The sequence below is a fragment of the Bifidobacterium choloepi genome (assembly GCF_010667615.1).
Classification (GTDB): domain Bacteria; phylum Actinomycetota; class Actinomycetes; order Actinomycetales; family Bifidobacteriaceae; genus Bifidobacterium; species Bifidobacterium choloepi.
The window spans coordinates 394,974-413,676 of sequence record NZ_VYSG01000001.1 but is presented as its reverse complement, the minus strand read 5'-3'; the positions used below and the strand labels follow the sequence as shown (position 1 = coordinate 413,676).

Here is an 18,703-nt window from a genome sequence, read left to right as displayed (position 1 = left end):
ACAGTCTGCGAACCAAACGAGGTATACCGGATAGCCGGACAACAACGGAAAGGACTCGACCATGCAGATGGGTGCCGCCGTACAGCCGATCGACGTCGGACCGACGCTTCCGTTCGAAGGATTCGATTCGATCCGCGACCAGCTGGCCGTCCGCGTGGCGCTGCTCGTCCCGGACGACAGGATTCCGGACGACGCTTCGGCCATGCGCCGGCCACCGGTGGCACTCGTCTCCTTCGATCTCACCTCGATGAGGGACTACGCCATCGCCATGGCACGGGACGTCGTGCGCTCGCGGACCGGACGGGACGATGCCGTCGTCTGGATTGGCGTCACCCACACGTTCTCCGCACCGCACACCAGATCGGCCCATGCCCTGGAAACGGGTACGCCGGCATTGCGCGAGAAGAACCGGCAATACGTGACGGCACTGATGGACGCGCTCGACCGGGCGACGGAACAGGCCATGGCCAGGCTCCAGGCCGTCACCGTCGAATATGGCGCCGCCACGGCGGACATCAACGTCAACCGCGACCTGTTCACCGCCGAAGGATGGTGGAAGGGAGCCGATCCCACCGGCTATTCCGACAAGACCGTCCCGGTACTGACCTTCCGTTCGAAGGCCACCGGCCGGCCGGCAGCCGTCCTGTTCACCGCCGACATCCAGTCGTCCGCCACCGAGACCGCGCCGGGCTCCGTGCCGCGACCGGTCAGCGGTGACGTGGCGGAACGAGCCAGCCGCTTCGTGGAGGAACGCGTCCCCGAATGCGTGGCGCTGTTCTTCTGCGGCGCGGCCGCCGACCAGATGCCGCGCGAGAATGCGAACGTCGACGAGCTGGGAGACGAGCTGGGGAAGGCAGTCCTCGAGGCAATGAACGCGCCGGCGGCGTGCGACGCCGATCCCTCGCTCGTCGTCGAGCGACAGACCTTCGCGTTCGGTGGCCAGCAACCGGAGGACATGGCGACAATGAAACCGGTGCATTCGAAGACATACCGGGTGGATGCCGAACGGCACTCGACGGTGGAGATCGTCGGACTGGGACCATTCGCGCTCGTGGGGGTGGCTCCGGAACTGTGCAGCGTGACCGGAACCGCCATTCGTTCCGCATCGTCCTGCAAGGGTGCGCTGGTGTGCACGCTGGTCAACGGCGCGGAAAAATACATGGCGGACGAATCGTGCTACGAACGATTCACGTACGAGGCACGCAACTCGAAATTCGCCCGGGGAAGTGCCGAACGGCTGGTGGCTGGCATCCTCCGGATGCTCGGCCGTCTGGCGACGTCGCCGTGACCGGCGACGGAACCGGCGCGAACGCCATCGAGACTTGACAGACATGCAGAACCAAAGGAGAACACCATGAACGTAGGCCACGCAAGATTCGATCTCACTCCGAACGGCGAATTCTACCTGATCGGCTTCAGGAGCGAAAACCGCATGCATCCGGCGAGCGGCGTGCACGACCGCATCTACTGCAATTCGCTGCTGATCGAGATCGACGGCAGGACGATGTTCATTTTCTCAGCCGATTTCCTCGAATTCGAGGAGGCGATGGCCGAAGACGTCAAGACAATGCTGGCCGACCTGTACGGCATCGACCGCGACATGGTGCTGCTGTGCGCCACCCACGACCACTCGTCGGTGGTGTCATATCACAAGGGCTGGTATACGCATAAGTTCGACCAGCGGTACTATGACTTCCTCATTGACATCATCAAGCGCAGCTACGAGGAATGCCGGCGCACGATGGTCCATGCCACCGCGCAGTACGGCAGCAAGGTCATCCTCGGCTACTACGGCAACCGCAACCATCCCGGCCAGCCGGCCGACAACGAAGTCATCGTCGTCAAGTTCGTCGACGACAACGGCAACGCGTTCGCCGGCCTGGTCAACTGGGCCGTTCACTCCACCGTCATCAGCGCCGAGAACACCTGGCTGACGGCCGAGTTCGCCGGCAACGTGAGCGAGAAACTCGAATCGTACTTCGGATTCGTGCCGGCGATGACGGTCGGCGCGGCCGGCGACTGCAGCAACCGCAACCAGCGGCAGGGGAAGAATTTCGCCGAGCTTGAACGCGTCTCGACCGGCATGGCCCGCGAGATAGGAACCATCGACTGCAGCCGCAACCTCGCGCTCGACAGGATGGTCAACCAGACGCTGTACCACACCATCCACACCGATTCCTACCATCTGGACGCCAAGGGCGAGGTCATCGACCTCGGCGACTTGCAGCTGTTCGTCTTCGGTGGCGAACTGGGCTCCAGGTTCGGCATCGAGATGAAGGAGGAGTGCGGCAAGCCCGCGCTGGTGCTCGGATACGCGAACGGCTACTACGGCTACTGGCTTCCGGAGGAAGAATACGGCATCTCGTTCGAGACGAAGACCAGCCCGATTCCGGCGGGGGAGAGCGAGAAACTCGTCGAGAAGTTCAAGCAGGCCTCGAAACTGCTGTCGAAGTGACATGACGATCAATGCAGGAAAGGCTCCCGTTGCCGGGAGCCTTTCCTGTCGCCGGAAGCCGGAGCCGGCGCCGGAGACGATCTAGAAGAAGATGATCGCGATGAGCACGCAGAACGCGAGCAGCAGGATCGAGGCGAGGAAGCTGGCGAGCAGCGCCTTGCCGCCCTTCTTGGCGAGGACGGCGAAGTTGACGTTGATGCCGAGCGCGGCCATTGCCATGCCGAGGACGACGTAGGCGATGTTGACGAGTCCGTCGGCGAACGCCTGGCCGCCGTCGCCCCAGACCGAGATGATGATCGTGCCGATGATCGAGGCGACGATGAAGCCGATCATGAACCACGGGAAGACGATCTTGCGCTTGCCGCCGGCCGTCTTGACGTCCGACTGCGTCTTGTCGTACCAGATCGCGATGATGATCGCCGCGAAGACGAGCATGAGGACGCGCGACAGCTTCATGATGATGGCCATTGTCTCGCCTTCCGCGCCGAGGGCGGCGCCGACGGCGACGGCGTGGGCGATCTCGTGCAGCGAGCCGCCGGCGATGACGCCGAGCTGCTCGTCGGACAGGCCGGTCATCGGGCCGAAGATCAGCTCGATCAGCGCGAAGACGACGCCCATGATCGCGACGATCGCGATCGCGACGACCTCGTCGTTCGATTTCTCTTCCTTCTTGTCCTCGCCGACGTTGAGCGAGCCGGAGATGGCCATGACGGCCGCGGCGCCGCAGATGCCGGTACCGCCGGCCACGAGGATGGCGAGCAGCGGGCTGACGCCGAGCCAGCGGGCGATCGCGTAGGTGACGATGACGGTCAGCGTGACGATGACGGCGGCGATCGGCAGGCACTTGAGACCGGTCGTGAACAGCAAGTCGAGGTTGAGCTTGAAACCGAGCAGGATGATGCCGAGGCGCAGCAGCTTGTTCGAGATCAGGCCTGCCGCGTCCTTGACGCCGGCGGCGCGCACGGCGTTGTCGCCGACGTACCAGGCGCGGATCGGGAACTGGACGATCATGCCGACGAGCAGCGCGATGATCAGCGCGCCGAGCAGGCTGAAGCCCGGGTACTGCTTGAGCCACATGCCGATGAAGCTCGCGATCAGCGTGACGATGGCGATCACCAGCATCTGCGGCGTGGCGATTCGCTTCCCCCATTTGGTGCAAAAATCTCTCATGCTGCCATTAAACGTCTCCCTGACGATTGCGGGGGAATCATCCGGGCACTTTCTCGCTGTCGACGAACAGGAGAAATTCCGCTCCTGCGTTCGGTTCTGACCGTCCATGTTCGTTTCAAGTGATGTCATGTTCGTTTTGGTTCTTCACGAATCCCGCGCATCATCGCCGCTCCCGTTTCCGCTGGGGCATGTCGCATTCGGTGGACGGCGACTGCGGAACGGCGACACCGCCAACAGAACGGCGACGGCGACTCCGCACGGATGACGATCGTGTCCACGACCCTTGTCCGCCCGCGCCGGCGGCGGTAGCGTGCTGGACTACCCGGGCGCCGAGGCCGGAGAGGGAAAACGAACGAACGAATGAAAGGACCCATCATGTCCCGTACCACGCCACTAGGCGAATCCGTCGTCGTCACCGACGTGTTCGCCGACCTGCCGATCGTCAAGGAATCGACGACGTCGCGCGTTCTCGTCAACAACGAACGGCTGCGGCACGTCATGTTCTCGATGGACGCCGGCCAGGTGCTCACCGAGCACACGTCGGCACGCGCCGTCATCGTCAACATGCTGACCGGCGCGCTGAAGTTCTCCGTCGCGGGCGTGCCGGCGACGGTGCGCGCCGGCGACGTCATCTACCTGGCGCCCGACGAGCTGCACGCCGTCGAGGCGATCGAGCCGTCCTACTTCTCGCTGACGCTCGTCGTCCCCGGCGACCTGCCCGCCGGCAACCCGGACACGCACGGCACGGCGGTGCACAATGACTAGCGCGAACACGACGAACGACAGGATCGTCGAGGACGCCGTCGCGACGGCTGCCGGAGACGAACGGCGACCACTGATCGATTCCGACGTCGACGACCACCGCAAGCAGGGCCACTGGCTGCTCGCCAGCCTCGGCAAGACAGTGCTGCGTCCCGGCGGCCTGGCGATGACGAAGGCGCTGCTCGACCATGCCGCGCTCGCCGCCGGCGAGACGATCGTCGAGTTCGGCCCCGGCGTCGGCAAGACGGCACAGTACCTGCTCGCCACGTCGCCGGCGAAGTACTACGGCATCGACCCGAACGCCGAGGGCGTCGGCAGGCTGGCCGACGTGCTCGAGGCCCATCCCGGCGTCGACGCCACCGTCGTCCGGGCCGACGCCAGGCATACCGGACTGCCGGACGCCTGCGCCGATGTCGTCGTCGGCGAGGCGATGCTGACGATGATGCCCGACGACGCCAAGCTGGAGACGATGAAGGAGGCCGCCCGCCTGCTCGCCCCCGGTGGCCGCTACGCCGTCCACGAACTCGGCCTGAAGCCCGACGACATCGATCCGTCCGTCGCCGGCGAACTGTGCCGGGATCTGTCGCGCACGATCAAGGTCGGTGCTCGGCCGTTGACGATGCGACAGTGGAAGCGGCTGATGGAGCAGGCCGGCTTCGATGTCATGTTCGAGCACGTCAACGCGATGGCGTTGCTCGAACCGGCGCGGATGCTCGAGGACGAGGGCGCGGCCGGCGTGGCGCGGATCGCCCGCAACCTCGCCGTCAATGCCGAGGCGCGGCGCCGCGTGACGGCGATGCGGTCGGTGTTCCGGCAGCATGCCGATCACCTGTGCGCCGTCGGCCTCGTCGGCGTTCGCCGCTGACGGAGCACCGTCCGCCCGGTAGCCGATACCCGTTCTCCGGATCATCACACCCCCGTCGCCCTTCGGTGTTTTCGTCCCGCACTGGCCACCGACGGGGGTAGGGTGGACGGCAACACGCCGGAACCGCAAGGAGAACGATGATGGGCGAACTGCAGCTGACGACGCTTGGCGTCGACGTGAAACCTGCCATGAAACAGCGCCATTCGACGAGGATGTTCGTCGATGAGCCGCTCGGCGACGACGAACTGGCGACGATCAGGTCGCTGGCGGCGAACATCGGCGGCGCCGCCGACATCGGCATGCATGTCGTGAGTGGCGACGCCGCCTCGCTCGGGGACACTCTCGATTCGGTCAGTCATTATGGCAAGTTCCGCGGAGTGCGGCATCTCGTCGTCGTCACGGCGCCACCCACGCGTGCCGGCCAGCGCAACGTCGGCTATTACGGCGAGCTGCTCGTGCTGTTGCTGACCAACGCCGGCTTCGACACCGGCTGGGTCGGTGGTTCGCTTGGGGAAAACGAAGACGATTCGTCCGGCAACGGCGAGTTCCGCGTCGCGATCGCCGTCGGCCATGCCGCCCGGCCCGGCCATCCGCACAGGTCGAAGGCGGCGGCCGAGCTGTGCGAGCTGCACGGCATGCCGTTCGAGGACATGCCGGCATGGTTCCAGCACGGCATTGAGGCCGTCCAGCTCGCCCCGTCCGCGCTCAACAGGCAGCCCGTGCGATTCGAACTGCTCGACGACGCCGACGGAAGGACTGGCCTGCCGGTCGTCCGCGCGACCGCCACCGACGACCTGCTCGCCACCGTCGGCCTCGGCGTCGCCGAACTCCACTTCGAACTCGGCGCCGGACGGGACTCCTTCGTCTGGGCCTGATGCCCCGTCGTCCAGCGCCATGTCGTCCATGATCATCTACGCTCCCGGAATGGACCTTTTTGGTTGCCGGGAGCGCGATTGTCTGTGATCTAGCTCACATCCGACTCGCTGATCAATCGGTTTACCGGACCGCCGGCGCGCGAATCGTGCCAATATTCGAGATGAAAAGCGAACGCACGCCACCCTCGAAACGATGCCCCCGTTACAATTGGCGAGGTAAGGCGCGGGAGTCCCCGGGTTTTGCCGCGAGAGAAACCAAAGGCAAATCCTGGAGGGATGATGTCCAATCTGTTTGCATGGAAGACCCACGGCGACGGCAAGACGCTGGGGCCGGGCGAGGTCGTCGAGCCCGACGAGCGGCTCAGCTGGGGACGAACCGCCGGCATCGGCTGCCAGCACGTCGTCGCGATGTTCGGCGCGACGTTCCTCGTGCCGATCCTGACCGGGTTCGACCCGTCCACCACTCTTTTCTTCACGGCTTTCTCCACGGCACTGTTCCTGTTGATCAACAAGAACGTGCTTCCTTCATATTTGGGGTCTTCTTTCGGCTTCATTGCGCCGATCGCGGCCGTCTACGCGTCCGGCAAGGGCATTGCCGTCGCCTCGTTCGGCATCATGTGCACCGGCCTGCTGCTCGCGCTGATCGGCGTCATCGTCCACTACGCCGGCGCCGTCTGGGTCGACCGCATCATGCCGCCGGTCGTCAACGGCGCCATCGTCGCGATCATCGGCTTCAACCTCGCGCCGAGCGCGTGGAACAACTTCCAGGCCGCTCCTGACACCGCCGTCATCACGCTCGTCGCCGTGCTGCTCATCGGCATGGTCTTCAAGGGCATGATCGGACGTCTCAACATCCTGCTCGGCGTGCTCGTCGGCTACTTCTACGCCGTCGCCCGCGGCCAGGTCGACTTCTCCGCCGTCGAGTCGGCGAGCTGGGTGGGCCTGCCCGCCTTCCATACGCCGCAGGTCGACTTCTCGGTGCTGCCGATGTTCCTGCCGGTCGTCCTCGTCCTCGTCGCCGAGAACGTCGGCCACGTCAAGTCCGTCGCCCAGATGACCGGCCGCGACTACGACGACCAGGTCGGCACGGCGCTGATCGCCGACGGCCTCGGCACGACGGTCGCCGGCTTCGGCGGAGGCTCCGGCACGACGACCTACGGCGAGAACATCGGCGTCATGGCCGCAACGAAGGTCTACTCGACGGCCGCCTACTGGTGCGCCGCCGGCTTCGCGTTCCTGCTGAGCCTGTGCCCGAAGTTCGGCGAGGTCGTCAACTCGGTGCCGGCCGGCGTGCTCGGCGGCGTCACGACGCTGCTGTACGGCATGATCGGCATGATCGGCGTGCAGATCTGGGTCGACAACAAGGTCGACTTCGGCAAGCCGCTCAACATGATGACGGCCGCCGTCGTCATGGTCGTCGGCATCGCCGACTTCACGTTCGCCGCCGGCGACGTCCAGTTCAACGGCATCGCCCTCGGCACGCTCGCCGTGCTCGTCATCTACCACGGCCTCAAGGCCCTCGGTCGCCTGACCGGCACGATTCCGAAGGGCGGCTACCGCGAGATCGTCGACGAGCCGATCGAGGATCCGCTGCCGAACCGCGCCCGCGAGTTCGCCGAGGAGGAACTCGTCGAGGAAAGCTGAGTCCGCCGGCGCGCCCGCGAACGAAAGGCTCCCCTCCGGGGGAGCCTTTTCATTGGGAAAAGTAGACGGTTCGGCGTACACTGGGGGAGTTTTGCGCGGCAACCGCGCGTATTTTCCATAGACTTCCAATGAAAGGCCACTGTGCCCGAACTCACTTCCGATGACGACATGATCGTCGACGACATTATTGTGAACGATTCTTCCGACGATGACGACGCCCCGGCCCCGATGTTCGCCGAACTCGGCGTGCCCGGCCCGATCGTCCGCGTGCTCGACGCGGACGGCAAGAAGACGGCGTTCCCGATCCAGGCCGACACGCTGCCCGACTCGCTCGCCGGCCGCGACGTGCTCGGCCGCGGCCGCACCGGCTCCGGCAAGACGCTCGCGTTCGCGATCCCGATGGTCGCCCGCCTCGGCGAGGTCGACTTCGACGACGAGACAACGATGAGCCAGTTCCGCAAGGGCGTGCGCCAGGTCCAGCAGCGCCACCGCGAGGAGCGCATGGAGAAGGGCTTCCAGCCGCATCCGCGCGGCCTGATCATGGCCCCGACCCGCGAGCTGGCCAACCAGATCAACGACGTCCTCGCGCCGATCGCCGCGATCTACGGCATCGAGACGACGACGGTCTACGGCGGCGTGCGCTACCAGCGCCAGATCAACGACCTCAGGGCCGGCGCCGACATCGTCGTCGCCTGCCCGGGCCGCCTCGAGGATCTCGTCGAGCAGGGCCAGCTGACGCTGTCCGACGTCAGGATCGTCGTCCTCGACGAGGCCGACGAGATGGCCGACATGGGCTTCCTGCCGCCGATCAAGCGCATCCTGTCGCAGATTTCCGACGGCGCCCAGCACATGCTGTTCTCCGCCACGCTCGACCACGGCGTCGACGGCCTCGTCAGGCAGTTCCTCGAGGACCCGAAGGTCCATTCGGTCGACGAGGCGACCTCCGCCGTCGACTCGATGACGCACCACGTCTTCGAGATCTCCCGCAACGACAAGCCGGCCCTCGTCAAGCTGCTCGCCAGCGGCGCCGGACGCCGCATCCTGTTCACCAGGACCAAGTTCCAGGCCAAGAAGCTCGCCAAGACGCTGACGCAGGCCGGCATCCCGGCCGCCGAACTGCACGGCAACCTGTCGCAGAACCAGCGCGACCGCAACCTCGCCGCGTTCGAGGAAGGCGACGTCAACGTGCTCGTCGCCACCGACGTCGCGGCGCGCGGCATCGATGTCAGCAACGTCGGCCTCGTCGTCCAGGTCGATCCGCCGGAGGACTCGAAGTCGTTCCTGCACCGTTCTGGCCGCACGGCCCGCGCCGGCAAGTCCGGCGACGTCGTCACGATCATGACGACGGACCAGCGCCGCTACGTGAAGCATCTCGTGAAACAGGCCGGCATCGACTGGAAGCCGGTCAAGGTCACGCTCGACGATCCGCTCGTCATGGAACTCGTCGGCGAGGTCGCCGAACCGGTCTTCGGCTGGAACCTCGACAAGACGCAGCCGGCCGGCGGCCGCGGCAAGAACGGTCGCGGCGGACGCAATGGCCGTAACGGCGGACGTGGCGGCAACCGCGCCGAACGCCGCGGCAACTCGCGCGGCGGCCTCGACGAGCGCACCGGTTCGTCGCACGACCGCAAGAAGAAGAAAAAGCGCAGCGATTCGCCCGAGCAGGCCCGCGCCCGCAAGGCCGCGAAGCTCGCGAAGCAGCAGGAACAGGGTTCCGCGGCCGGCTTCAGCCTGGACAGCGCCCTCGGCGCCGAGAACCAGCGCCACGTCGAGGCGTACGAACGCCGCCAGGAGCGCGAGGCGGCCCGCGCCGAGGAGCGCCGCGCCGACCGCATCGCCGAGAAGAAGGAAGCCGCGCGCCGTCGCCGCGAGGAGGCGTGGGCCTACGGCGACGACCGCTTCGACGGCTCGGGCCGCAAGGGCAAGCGCGGCGACTGGAAGCCGGGCAAGTCGGCCGGCAACGGCACCAGGAAGGCCGGCAACGGCGGCAAGCGCATCCACCGCGACGAGAACGTCGTGCGCGAGGACCTGCGCGGCGAGGACGCGAAGCGTCACGAACGCCGCCAGCAGGCGCACGGCCAGTTCGGCAAGGACCGTCCCCGCAAGACGAAGAACGGCGCGAAGGGCTCGACGAGCGCCCATGTCAAGCACCAGAGCCGCCATAACGCGAAGAAGAACGCCAACCCGTTCCGCTCTGCCGTCGGCAAGAAAAACCGTCGACACTGATTTTCCCCGTTGATGTCACAAACCCGAGCCTTGCAGCTCGGGTTTGTGACATCAACGGGGAAAATGTGGCGGGTCAGGCGGCCTTGTTCGCCAGCCTGGCGATCGTCTTCCTGACCGGGCAGCCGCAGGACTTCGCGGCCGGCGTGGCGGACGAATCGTCCGACAGGTCGGCGCGGTCCGGATCGCCGCCGTTCATGACGGCGGCGATGTGCGCGGCGAGGCAGGTCGGTGCCAGGCGCGCGCCGAACGCGCCGAGCTTGGCGAACCAGCCCTGGTAGGCGAGCGACCGGCCGGTCATCATCTTGTTGAACGCGAACTGCGCGACCTGCTGGGCCGTCGCCGGCTTGACCATCGTGTAGAAGTTCTTGCCGTGCATGTTCGCGGCCTTCGCGAAGCCGGTCGTCACCGGGCCCGGGCACACCGTCGTGACGGTGACGCCGGTGCCGCGCAGCTCGTAGGACAGCGCCGTCCCGAGCGAGCGGACGAACGCCTTCGTCGCGAAGTACATCGCCATGTACGGTCCGGGCATCGTCGACGCGAGCGACGAGATGTTGAGGATGCGGCCCCTGCCGGCGGCCACCATGTCGCGGCCGTACAGGTAGGACAGTTCGGCGACGGCGTGCATGTTGACCTGCATCATCGCGTCGGTCTTCGCCCAGTTCGCCTCCATGTAGCGTGTCCAGTCGGAGAAGCCGGCGTTGTTGATCAGGATGTCGACGTCGAGGTTGTTGCCGGCCGTGAAGTCGTGCAGCGTCTTCGGACCGTCCGGCTTGCTCAGGTCGGCGACGACGACCTGGACCTTCACCTTCATCTTCGTTTCCACTTCGGTCTTGAGCTGCCGCAGCCGCGCCTCGTCGCGCGCCGTGATGACGAGGTCCTGGCCTTCCTGCGCGCACGTCAGCGCCAGCGCCCGGCCGATGCCGCTCGACGCCCCGGTAATCAGTGTGTATCCCATCGCACACCCTTTCCTTGCTCGAAATATCCTCTTCCATCGTAGGCGGTTCGCCGGCGCTATTCCGACAGTGAGGAACCGGATCGCGGGGCGCCGCCACGCCGGACAAGCGGAAGCCGGCATCGGCTCGTCGACAGACAAACGGAGCCGTTTCGTTGCAACGGTCGCTGCGCCCGTCGCGGAAAGCGTCCGCATCGTGTTGGCTGCCGGAATAATCCCCGCCATTCCCGTTTGGCGCAGACACCGGCCTTCGGAAGAAGGCGTATCGTCCGCGCCGTGCCACCGGTTGACAACCGGCGGCACGGCGCACGGGAGAAGGGAACCACGATCATGATTTCGACTGTCGGCGTCGTCCTCGTCGCCGTCGCGCTCACCGGACTGCTCGCCTGGTACGTGTTCGCGCCGCGCCGCGCCGTCGAGGCGACGGTCGGCCAGGGCGGACGCCAGGTCGCGCACATCGTCGTCCAGGGCGGCTACAGTCCCGCCGTCACGCAGGTCGCCGCCGGCCAGCCGGTACGGCTCGAATTCGACCGGCGCGAGGGAGGGGAGTGCTCGTCGCACGTCGTCTTCGCCGACCTCGGCGTCGACCTCGCGCTGCCCGAAAACAGGACGACGACGCTCGACCTGCCGCCGCTCGCTCCTGGCGACTATCCGTTCGCATGCGGCATGAACATGCTGCACGGCTCGCTGCACGTCGTCGGCGACGGCGACAGCGGAAACGACGGCGACGATTCGCGCGCCATCGCGCCGGCCGCGCCCCCGACGGACCACACGAGTCACACGGGCCATGACCAGATGGAACCCATGGACCACATGGACCACATGAAGCACATGGACCACATGGATCACATGGACGATGCCGGCCACTGCCACATGGACCACGAAGCGCAAGGTCGCCAATCCGGCGCAGCCGCCGACATCGCCGCGGACGCCGACGCCGACGAACAGTCGCGCCTCGACGAGATCGCTTCGCTGAGGACCCGCCTGATCGTCGCCATCGTCTTCACGGTGCCGCTGCTGTGCGTCGCGATGCTGCCGATGATCCCGCCGGTCGGCCGCTGGTTCGCCGACACGTTGCCGGCATGGGTGACCGGCGGCTGGTTCCAGCTGGTGCTGACGCTGCCGGTGATGTTCTACTGCGGCTGGCCGATCCACCGCACCGGCTGGCTCGCGCTCGCGCACCGCTCGCCGGACATGAACTCGCTCGTCACGCTCGGCACCGTCGCGGCGTTCGGCTTCAGCACCGTCGTCACCGTCTGGCCCACGCTCTTGCCGGAAGGATCGCGCGAACCCTATTTCGAGGCCGTCGGCACGATTCTCACGCTGATGATCCTCGGCCAGCTGCTCGAGGCGAAGGCCCGCGCCGGCACCGGCGCGGCGATCCGCGCGCTTGTCGGGCTGACGCCGGATACGGCGCGAATCGTCATCCATGACGCCGCCGGCGACGACGGCCACGCAGCCGAACATGTCATCGAAGTGCCGACCGCCGACGTCCGCGTCGGCGACACGATCAGGATCCTGCCGGGCGACCGGCTGCCGGTCGACGGCGTCGTGACGGACGGTACGTCGGCCGTCGACGAATCGATGGTGACCGGCGAGTCGATGCCGGTGACGAAGACCGTCGGCGACGCCGTGACCGGCGCGACCGTCAACACGACCGGATCGTTCACGTACTGCGCCACCCGCATCGGCGCCGACACCGTTCTCGCGCAGATCGTCGCGCTCGTGAAGAGCGCCCAGGCGTCGAAGGCGCCGATCCAGCGCATCGCCGACCGCGTGGCCGCCGTCTTCGTGCCGGCCGTCATCCTCGTCGCGATCTGGACGTTCGTCGTCTGGTGGCTGACGGGCGTGCAGCCGCAGGGCCTGTACGGCCTCGTCTGCGCGATCAGCGTCCTCGTCATCGCCTGCCCGTGCGCGCTCGGCCTGGCCACGCCGCTGTCGATCACGATCGCGACCGGCAAGGGCGCCCAGTACGGCGTGCTGTTCCGCTCGGCGACGGCGCTCGAGACGCTCGCCCGCGTCGACACCGTCGTCCTCGACAAGACCGGCACCGTGACGGCCGGCGAACCGACGCTCGTCGCGATGCTCGTCGACGACGGCGACGGCGGCTGGGCCGAATGGGCCGAGCGCATCGACGACGGTTTGCTGGCGCTGGCCGCCGCCGCCGAATCGCGCTCCGAACATCCGCTGGCCCGGGCCGTCGACGCCGCCGCGGCCGGCAGGGGACTCGAGCTGCCCGGCGTCCTCGGCTTCGCGAGCCGCCCCGGCCACGGCGTGACGGCGAGCGTCCGCGGCGTGGACGGCGTGACCCATGACGTCGTCCTCGACAACGACGCTCCCGAAGCCCCGGCGCGCGAGATGGCCCGGCACGGCTGGACGCCGGTCGCGCTGCATGTCGACGGCGCGGTCCGCGCCGTCCTCGGCATCGCCGACATCGTCCGCCCGACGTCGGCGACGGCCGTGGCGGCGCTCAGGGCCCGCGGCATCGACGTCGTCATGCTCACCGGCGACCACGAGACGACGGCGCGGGCGATCGCCGACAGCACCGGCATCGACACCGTCTTCGCCGACGTGCGCCCCGACGACAAGGAACACGTGATCGCCGAACTGCAGGGCGCCGGCCGCACCGTCGCGATGGTCGGCGACGGCATCAACGACGCGCCGGCGCTCGCGCGCGCCGACGTCGGCATCGCGATGGGCACCGGCACCGACGTCGCGATCGAGTCGGCCGACGTCACGCTGATGAACGGCGATCCGCTCGGCATCGTCACGGCCGTCGACCTGTCGGCGAAGACGATGCGCAACATCCACGGCAACCTCGGCTTCGCGCTCGGGTACAACGGCCTCGGCATCCCGATCGCCGCCGGCGTGCTCTACCCGCTGTGGGGCGTCCTGCTCAGCCCGATGATCGCCGGCGCCGCGATGGCGTTCTCGTCACTGTCCGTTGTGCTTAACGCAAACAGGCTCCACTCGTTCCGGCCCGACCATGCTAAGCCTGTTCATGTCAGGCGGCGTCGCGCGACGCCGTCGAATATCGGCAAATGACCGCCGGACGGACGGGCCGCGCAGGGGATGCTGCGGCACTCCGCCGACGGAAACCAGGGAAAGGAACCGCCATGAAGGAGCGCAAGAGCGTCGAGGGTGTCCCGGAGATCGATCCGGTCAACGGCGAGGAAGTCACGTCGGAAACGGCCGCCGCCGAGCGTCAGTACGAAGGCGGCACGTTCCACTTCAGCAGCCTGGCCACGGCCGCCGAATTCGACGCCAATCCGGCCAAGTACTGCGACGACCCGCAGAAGCTCGCCCGTCACGATTCAAACTCGAACCACTGACTGGCATATATGACAAAATGGCCCCCTCTCCGGAGGGGGCCATTTTGCATGTGCGGATATTATTCCTCGCCGTCCTCGGCGCGCTTGCGGGCGGCCTGGGCGAGGGCGACCTGCTCGGCGACCGACGTGCCGGAGGCGATGACGGACGGCGCGTCCTGGGCGGCCTTGCGCTCGGCGGCGCGCTCGCGCTTGGCGTCGCGGGCCTCGCGCCGCGCTTCCGTCTTCCTGAGCTCCTTCATCTTCTTGTGCGAGAGCTTCTTGCCGTCGGGGCCGACGCCGGACTGGAGTTCCTCGGCCTCGAGCTTCGCCTTCGCGGCCTTTTCCTGCTCGATTTCCGCGCGACGTTCGGCCGCGAGTTCCGGATCATCGAGCTCGAGCCGGGCCAGTTCGGCCTCCTCGGAGCCGTCGAGTTCGTCCGGATCGACCTCGTCCCTCTTCCAGTTCGTATGGAACATCGAGATGTCGAAGCCGATGACGCCGCCGACGAATGCCGGCAGGATCCAGCCGAGCGACATCGAGGCGCCGGGGGACAGGTAGACGAGCTGCTCGAGCCAGTCGATGCTGCCGCCGAACAGGTGCACCATGTCGACGATGCCGGCCGCGATCGAGTCGACGGCCGTGAACAGGATCGTCCAGAAGTAGATGTGACGGTGCTTGCCGGCGAACCTCTTGTGCAGCAGCGCGAGCACGACGAGGACGATCGCGATCGGATAGAGCGCCTCGAGGATCGGCGTCGCGATCTTGATGATCGTCGACAGGCCGGCATTGGCGATGACGAACGCGACGACGGTGAAGATCGCCGACCACACGCGGTAGCTGACCGGCTTCTTGAACACGGTCGGATAGTTGTCGTGGAAGAACGAGCTGGCCGTCGAGATCAGGCCGGTGCAAACGTTGAAGCAGGCGATGACGAAGACGATGCCGATGAAGACGGTTCCGACCGAGCCGAGCGCGTGCGTGGAGAGGTTGGTCAGGACGGTGGCGCCGGTGTCGGTGTCGCCGTCGATCGGCGTGATCGAGCCGGACACCATGCCGATGAAGCCGAGCACGGCGTAGACGACGACGAGCATGATGCCGGTGAACAGGCCGGCCGTGGCCGTCTCCTGGCGGTTCTGCTTCGTCTTCCTGACGCCGAGATCGCGCACGTTCGCCGAGATGACGATGCCGAAGTACAGGCCCGCCAGCAGGTCCATCGTCTGGTAGCCGTTGAGGAAGCCTTCCGCGAACTGGTTCGTCGAGAACTCGCCGGACGGCGTGCCGAACGACGGGTGGTGGATGAACAGGCAGATGACGAACAGCACGAGAATCATCAGCAGCAGGATCGGGCCCATGACGCGGCCGAGGACCTTCGAGAGCTTCTCCGGCTTCTGGGCGACGACGAACGCCAGCGCGAAGAACACGAGCGAGTAGACCAGCTGCGCCACGCCGTGCGCCGATGACGGGATGAACGGCGAGACCATCATCTCGAACGACGTCGAGGCCGTGCGCGGGATGGCGAACAGCGGGCCGATCGTCAGGATGATCGCGATGCCGAGCACCGTCGCGAAGCCCCTCGAGACGCGGCCGGCGAGGTTCCTGAAGCCGCCGGCGAACGTGACGGCGACGACGCCGAGGATCGGCAGGCCGACGGCCGAGATGATGAAGCCGACGAGCGCGCCGACCGACGCGCTGCCGGCCAGGGCGCCGACGTACGGCGGGAAGATCAGGTTGCCGGCGCCAAAGAACATCGAGAAGAACGTGACGGCGACGACTGCTCGCTGGCGGGGATTGAGGTGGGTTCGCCGCGTCGTCGTGGCTTCCTCCTGCTGTTCGGTGTGGTCTGGGCGTGGGGAATCGCTCATGGTCGGACTCCGGTTCTGGACTCGACTGGGTGGCCGGACGGTCGCCGCGGCGCCGTTCTCTCGGTCGGCTCCGCCCTCTCACTGGACTCGTTCGGGACTCAAATTTCTCTTCTGGGTGAACCTGTCTACTCTACCGCGGATGAAGCGTTTTGGCATCCCTGGCGATTCAGTCCGGACAGCCAGCCGCCATGTTTTCGGACAATTCCCAGACAAGCTGTCCTAGGATGGCGGCAACACAACGGCAACGAATGATGAATACGGACACGAACAATCGAGGCGCGATGGAACGTTCGAAGATGACGCTGATACTCGGGGCGTCGTTCCTTGCGGTGGTGCCGGTCATGAAGCGGCTGCTCGGCGACTTGCGCGGCAAGCGCTGCGCGTTCATCTCGACGGCAAGCTATGCCGAGCCCTATGGCGTGGCGAATCGCGCGATGCGCTACTGGCTGCGCGCGCTCGGTCTCGGCGTCAAGATGATCGACGTCTCGACGGCGCCCGAAGCCGAGCTCGTCAACACGCTCGAGCACGCCGACCTGTTCTACGTTTGCGGCGGCAACACGTTCTACCTGCTCGAGCAACTGCGTCACAGCGGCGCCGACCGGCTGATCCGCGAGCGCGTGCTCGACGGCGTGCCGTATGTCGGCGAATCGGCCGGTTCGGTGATCTGCGGACCCGACATTGGCTACATCGGCGAGATGGACAGCTCGTCGGCGGCGCCGTCGCTGTTCAGCACGAGGGGACTGGATCTCGTCGACTGCGCGATCGTGCCGCATGTCGACTCGAAGCTGCTCGGCGTCAACGCGGCCGTCATCTGCCAGACCGGCGCCGCCTCTGCCATGCTCGTCCCGCTGCGCAACGACCAGGCCGTCGTCGTGCTCGGCGACCGCATGCACGTCGAGACGCATCCGTCCGTCCTGGCCTCGCTGACCGACCGCTGGTTCTGAACGATTCTGCCGCTTCCTGCCGCGAGCGAAAACAAGTGGCCGTCCGTCCTCCGGGGAGGACGGACGGCCACTTGTCCAGGATTGGCGGGAAACCGAAGGACCTTACTTCTCCTTGATTTCCGGCTTGCCCGGTTCGGTCCACAGCGTGTGGAAGACGCCCGGCTCGTCGACGCGCTGGTAAGTGTGCGCGCCGAACAGGTCGCGCTGGCCCTGGATCAGCGAGGCGGGCAGGCGCTTCGAGCGCAGGCCGTCGAAGTAGGCGAGCGACGACGAGAAGACCGGGCACGGGATGCCGTGGCGGACGGCCTGCTCGACGACGGCGCGCCACGACGGCTCGTCTTCCTGGATGCCGGACTTGAAGTACGGGGCGAACAACAGCGAGATGTCGGCGGTGCCGGACTCGAACGCCTCGGAGATGCGGTCGAGGAACTTTGCGCGGATGATGCAACCGGCGCGCCAGATGCGGGCGACCTCGGCCATGTCGATGTCCCAGCCGTAGTGCTTGCCGGCGGCGGCGATCTCGTTGAAGCCCTGCGCGTAGGCGACGATCTTGGAGGCGTACAGCGCCTTGCGGATGTGCTCGATGAAGTCGTCGCGCTGCTCGTCGTCGACGTCGAACTTCGGGTCAGGGCCGTCGAACGGATCGGCCTGCGCCTTCTCGCGCAGCTCGGTCTGGCCGGACAGGCCGCGGGCGAAGACGGCCTCGGCGATGCCGGTGACCGGCACCTCGAGCGACAGCGCCGTCTGGACGGTCCACGTGCCGGTGCCCTTCATGCCGGCGTGGTCGACGATGACGTCGACGAGCGGCATGCCGGTCTTGTCGTCGACCTTGTGCAGCACCTCGGCCGTGATCTCGACGAGGTAGGAGTCCAGGTCGGTCTTGTTCCACTGCTCGAAGACGTCGCCGATCTCGGCTGGCGTCATCTTCAGGCCGCGGCGCATCAGGTCGTAGCTTTCGGCGATGAGCTGCATGTCGGCGTACTCGATGCCGTTGTGCACCATCTTGACGAAGTGGCCGGCGCCGTTCGGGCCGATGTGGGCCACGCACGGCGTGCCGTCGGAAGCCTTCGCGGCGATCGCCTCGAACATCGGCTTGAGGCGTTCCCACGACTCGTCGGAGCCACCGGGCATCATCGACGGGCCGAGCAGCGCGCCTTCCTCGCCGCCGGAGACGCCGCAGCCGACGAAGTGGATGCCGCGGGCGGCCATCGCCTTCTCGCGGCGCATCGTGTCCTTGAAGTACGCGTTGCCGGCGTCGACGATGATGTCGCCCTTGTCCATGACGGCGGCGAGCTCCTCGATGACGTCGTCGGTCGGCTGGCCGGCCTTGACCATGATGATCGCGACGCGCGGCTTCTCGAGCGAATCGACGAACTCCCTGACTGTCTTCGACGGGAAGAACTCGCCTTCGGACGCGTAGTTCTTCATGAAGTTCTCGGTGCGCGCGTAGGTGCGGTTGTAGACGGCGACCTTGTAGCCGTGGCGGGCGAGATTGCGCGACAGGGACGCGCCCATCGCAGCGAGTCCGACGACGCCGACATTTGCTTCAGCAGTCATGCTTGTAGCCTCCAGACATCCGGCCTGACAGGGAGGCCGGGAATCGTACGGTTTCAATCGTTTTCCAGTCTAGCCCGACC

General features: G+C 66.7%; 11 protein-coding genes and 2 pseudogenes. 9 read left to right on the top strand and 4 right to left on the bottom strand.

Annotation, left to right across the window (positions count from 1 at the left end):
* Positions 1–61 precede the first annotated feature (61 nt).
* Complete coding sequence (locus F6S87_RS01700) at positions 62–1,288, top strand: hypothetical protein (RefSeq protein WP_163226936.1); 1,227 nt, start codon at positions 62–64, stop codon at positions 1,286–1,288.
* Positions 1,289–1,354: 66 nt separating this feature from the next.
* Complete coding sequence (locus F6S87_RS01695; RefSeq protein ID WP_163226935.1) at positions 1,355–2,455, top strand: neutral/alkaline non-lysosomal ceramidase N-terminal domain-containing protein; 1,101 nt, start codon at positions 1,355–1,357, stop codon at positions 2,453–2,455.
* An 81-nt stretch (positions 2,456–2,536) separates the two neighbouring features.
* On the opposite strand, the gene F6S87_RS01690 is transcribed toward F6S87_RS01695, so the two are convergent.
* Positions 2,537–3,625 carry a YeiH family protein gene (locus tag F6S87_RS01690; protein ID WP_163226934.1) on the bottom strand — a complete coding sequence of 363 codons (1,089 nt, stop codon included), beginning with the start codon at positions 3,623–3,625 and terminating at the stop codon, positions 2,537–2,539.
* A gap of 375 nt (positions 3,626–4,000) precedes the next feature.
* Between F6S87_RS01690 and F6S87_RS01685 the strand changes: the two genes are divergently transcribed.
* The 5 genes from F6S87_RS01685 to F6S87_RS01665 all read left to right on the top strand — a co-directional run bounded on the left by F6S87_RS01685 (position 4,001) and on the right by F6S87_RS01665 (position 9,997).
* Positions 4,001–4,390 (top strand): cupin domain-containing protein, encoded by a 390-nt coding sequence (locus tag F6S87_RS01685; RefSeq protein WP_163226933.1) that lies wholly within the window; start codon positions 4,001–4,003, stop codon positions 4,388–4,390.
* Positions 4,383–5,252, top strand: coding sequence for a class I SAM-dependent methyltransferase (locus F6S87_RS01680; protein WP_163226932.1), 870 nt, complete (start codon positions 4,383–4,385; stop codon positions 5,250–5,252). Before F6S87_RS01685 ends, F6S87_RS01680 begins: the two co-directional genes overlap by 8 nt.
* 137 nt (positions 5,253–5,389) lie before the next feature.
* The gene (locus tag F6S87_RS01675; RefSeq protein WP_163226931.1) at positions 5,390–6,127 is read left to right on the top strand and encodes a nitroreductase family protein; all 738 of its coding nucleotides are present in this window, start codon (positions 5,390–5,392) and stop codon (positions 6,125–6,127) included.
* A gap of 279 nt (positions 6,128–6,406) precedes the next feature.
* On the top strand, positions 6,407–7,771 hold the full coding sequence (locus tag F6S87_RS01670; protein ID WP_163226930.1) for a uracil-xanthine permease family protein: 1,365 nt from the start codon (positions 6,407–6,409) through the stop codon (positions 7,769–7,771).
* A 141-nt stretch (positions 7,772–7,912) separates the two neighbouring features.
* Positions 7,913–9,997 (top strand): DEAD/DEAH box helicase, encoded by a 2,085-nt coding sequence (locus F6S87_RS01665; protein WP_456236800.1) that lies wholly within the window; start codon positions 7,913–7,915, stop codon positions 9,995–9,997.
* A 73-nt stretch (positions 9,998–10,070) separates the two neighbouring features.
* Here F6S87_RS01665 and F6S87_RS01660 read toward each other — a convergent pair whose 3' ends face one another.
* On the bottom strand, positions 10,071–10,952 hold the full coding sequence (locus F6S87_RS01660) for an SDR family NAD(P)-dependent oxidoreductase (protein WP_163226929.1): 882 nt from the start codon (positions 10,950–10,952) through the stop codon (positions 10,071–10,073).
* Positions 10,953–11,279: 327 nt separating this feature from the next.
* Here F6S87_RS01660 and F6S87_RS01655 point away from each other — a divergent pair.
* A pseudogene (locus F6S87_RS01655) lies at positions 11,280–14,281 on the top strand (heavy metal translocating P-type ATPase).
* A 467-nt stretch (positions 14,282–14,748) separates the two neighbouring features.
* Here F6S87_RS01655 and brnQ read toward each other — a convergent pair.
* Positions 14,749–16,122: pseudogene (brnQ, locus tag F6S87_RS01645) on the bottom strand (branched-chain amino acid transport system II carrier protein); the annotation flags it as partial.
* Between the two features lie 296 nt (positions 16,123–16,418).
* Between brnQ and F6S87_RS01640 the strand changes: the two are divergent.
* The gene (locus tag F6S87_RS01640; RefSeq protein WP_163226927.1) at positions 16,419–17,066 is read left to right on the top strand and encodes a Type 1 glutamine amidotransferase-like domain-containing protein; all 648 of its coding nucleotides are present in this window, start codon (positions 16,419–16,421) and stop codon (positions 17,064–17,066) included.
* A gap of 102 nt (positions 17,067–17,168) precedes the next feature.
* On the opposite strand, the gene gndA is transcribed toward F6S87_RS01640, so the two are convergent.
* Positions 17,169–18,623 (bottom strand): NADP-dependent phosphogluconate dehydrogenase, encoded by a 1,455-nt coding sequence (gene gndA / locus F6S87_RS01635; protein WP_163226926.1) that lies wholly within the window; start codon positions 18,621–18,623, stop codon positions 17,169–17,171.
* Positions 18,624–18,703 lie beyond the last annotated feature (80 nt).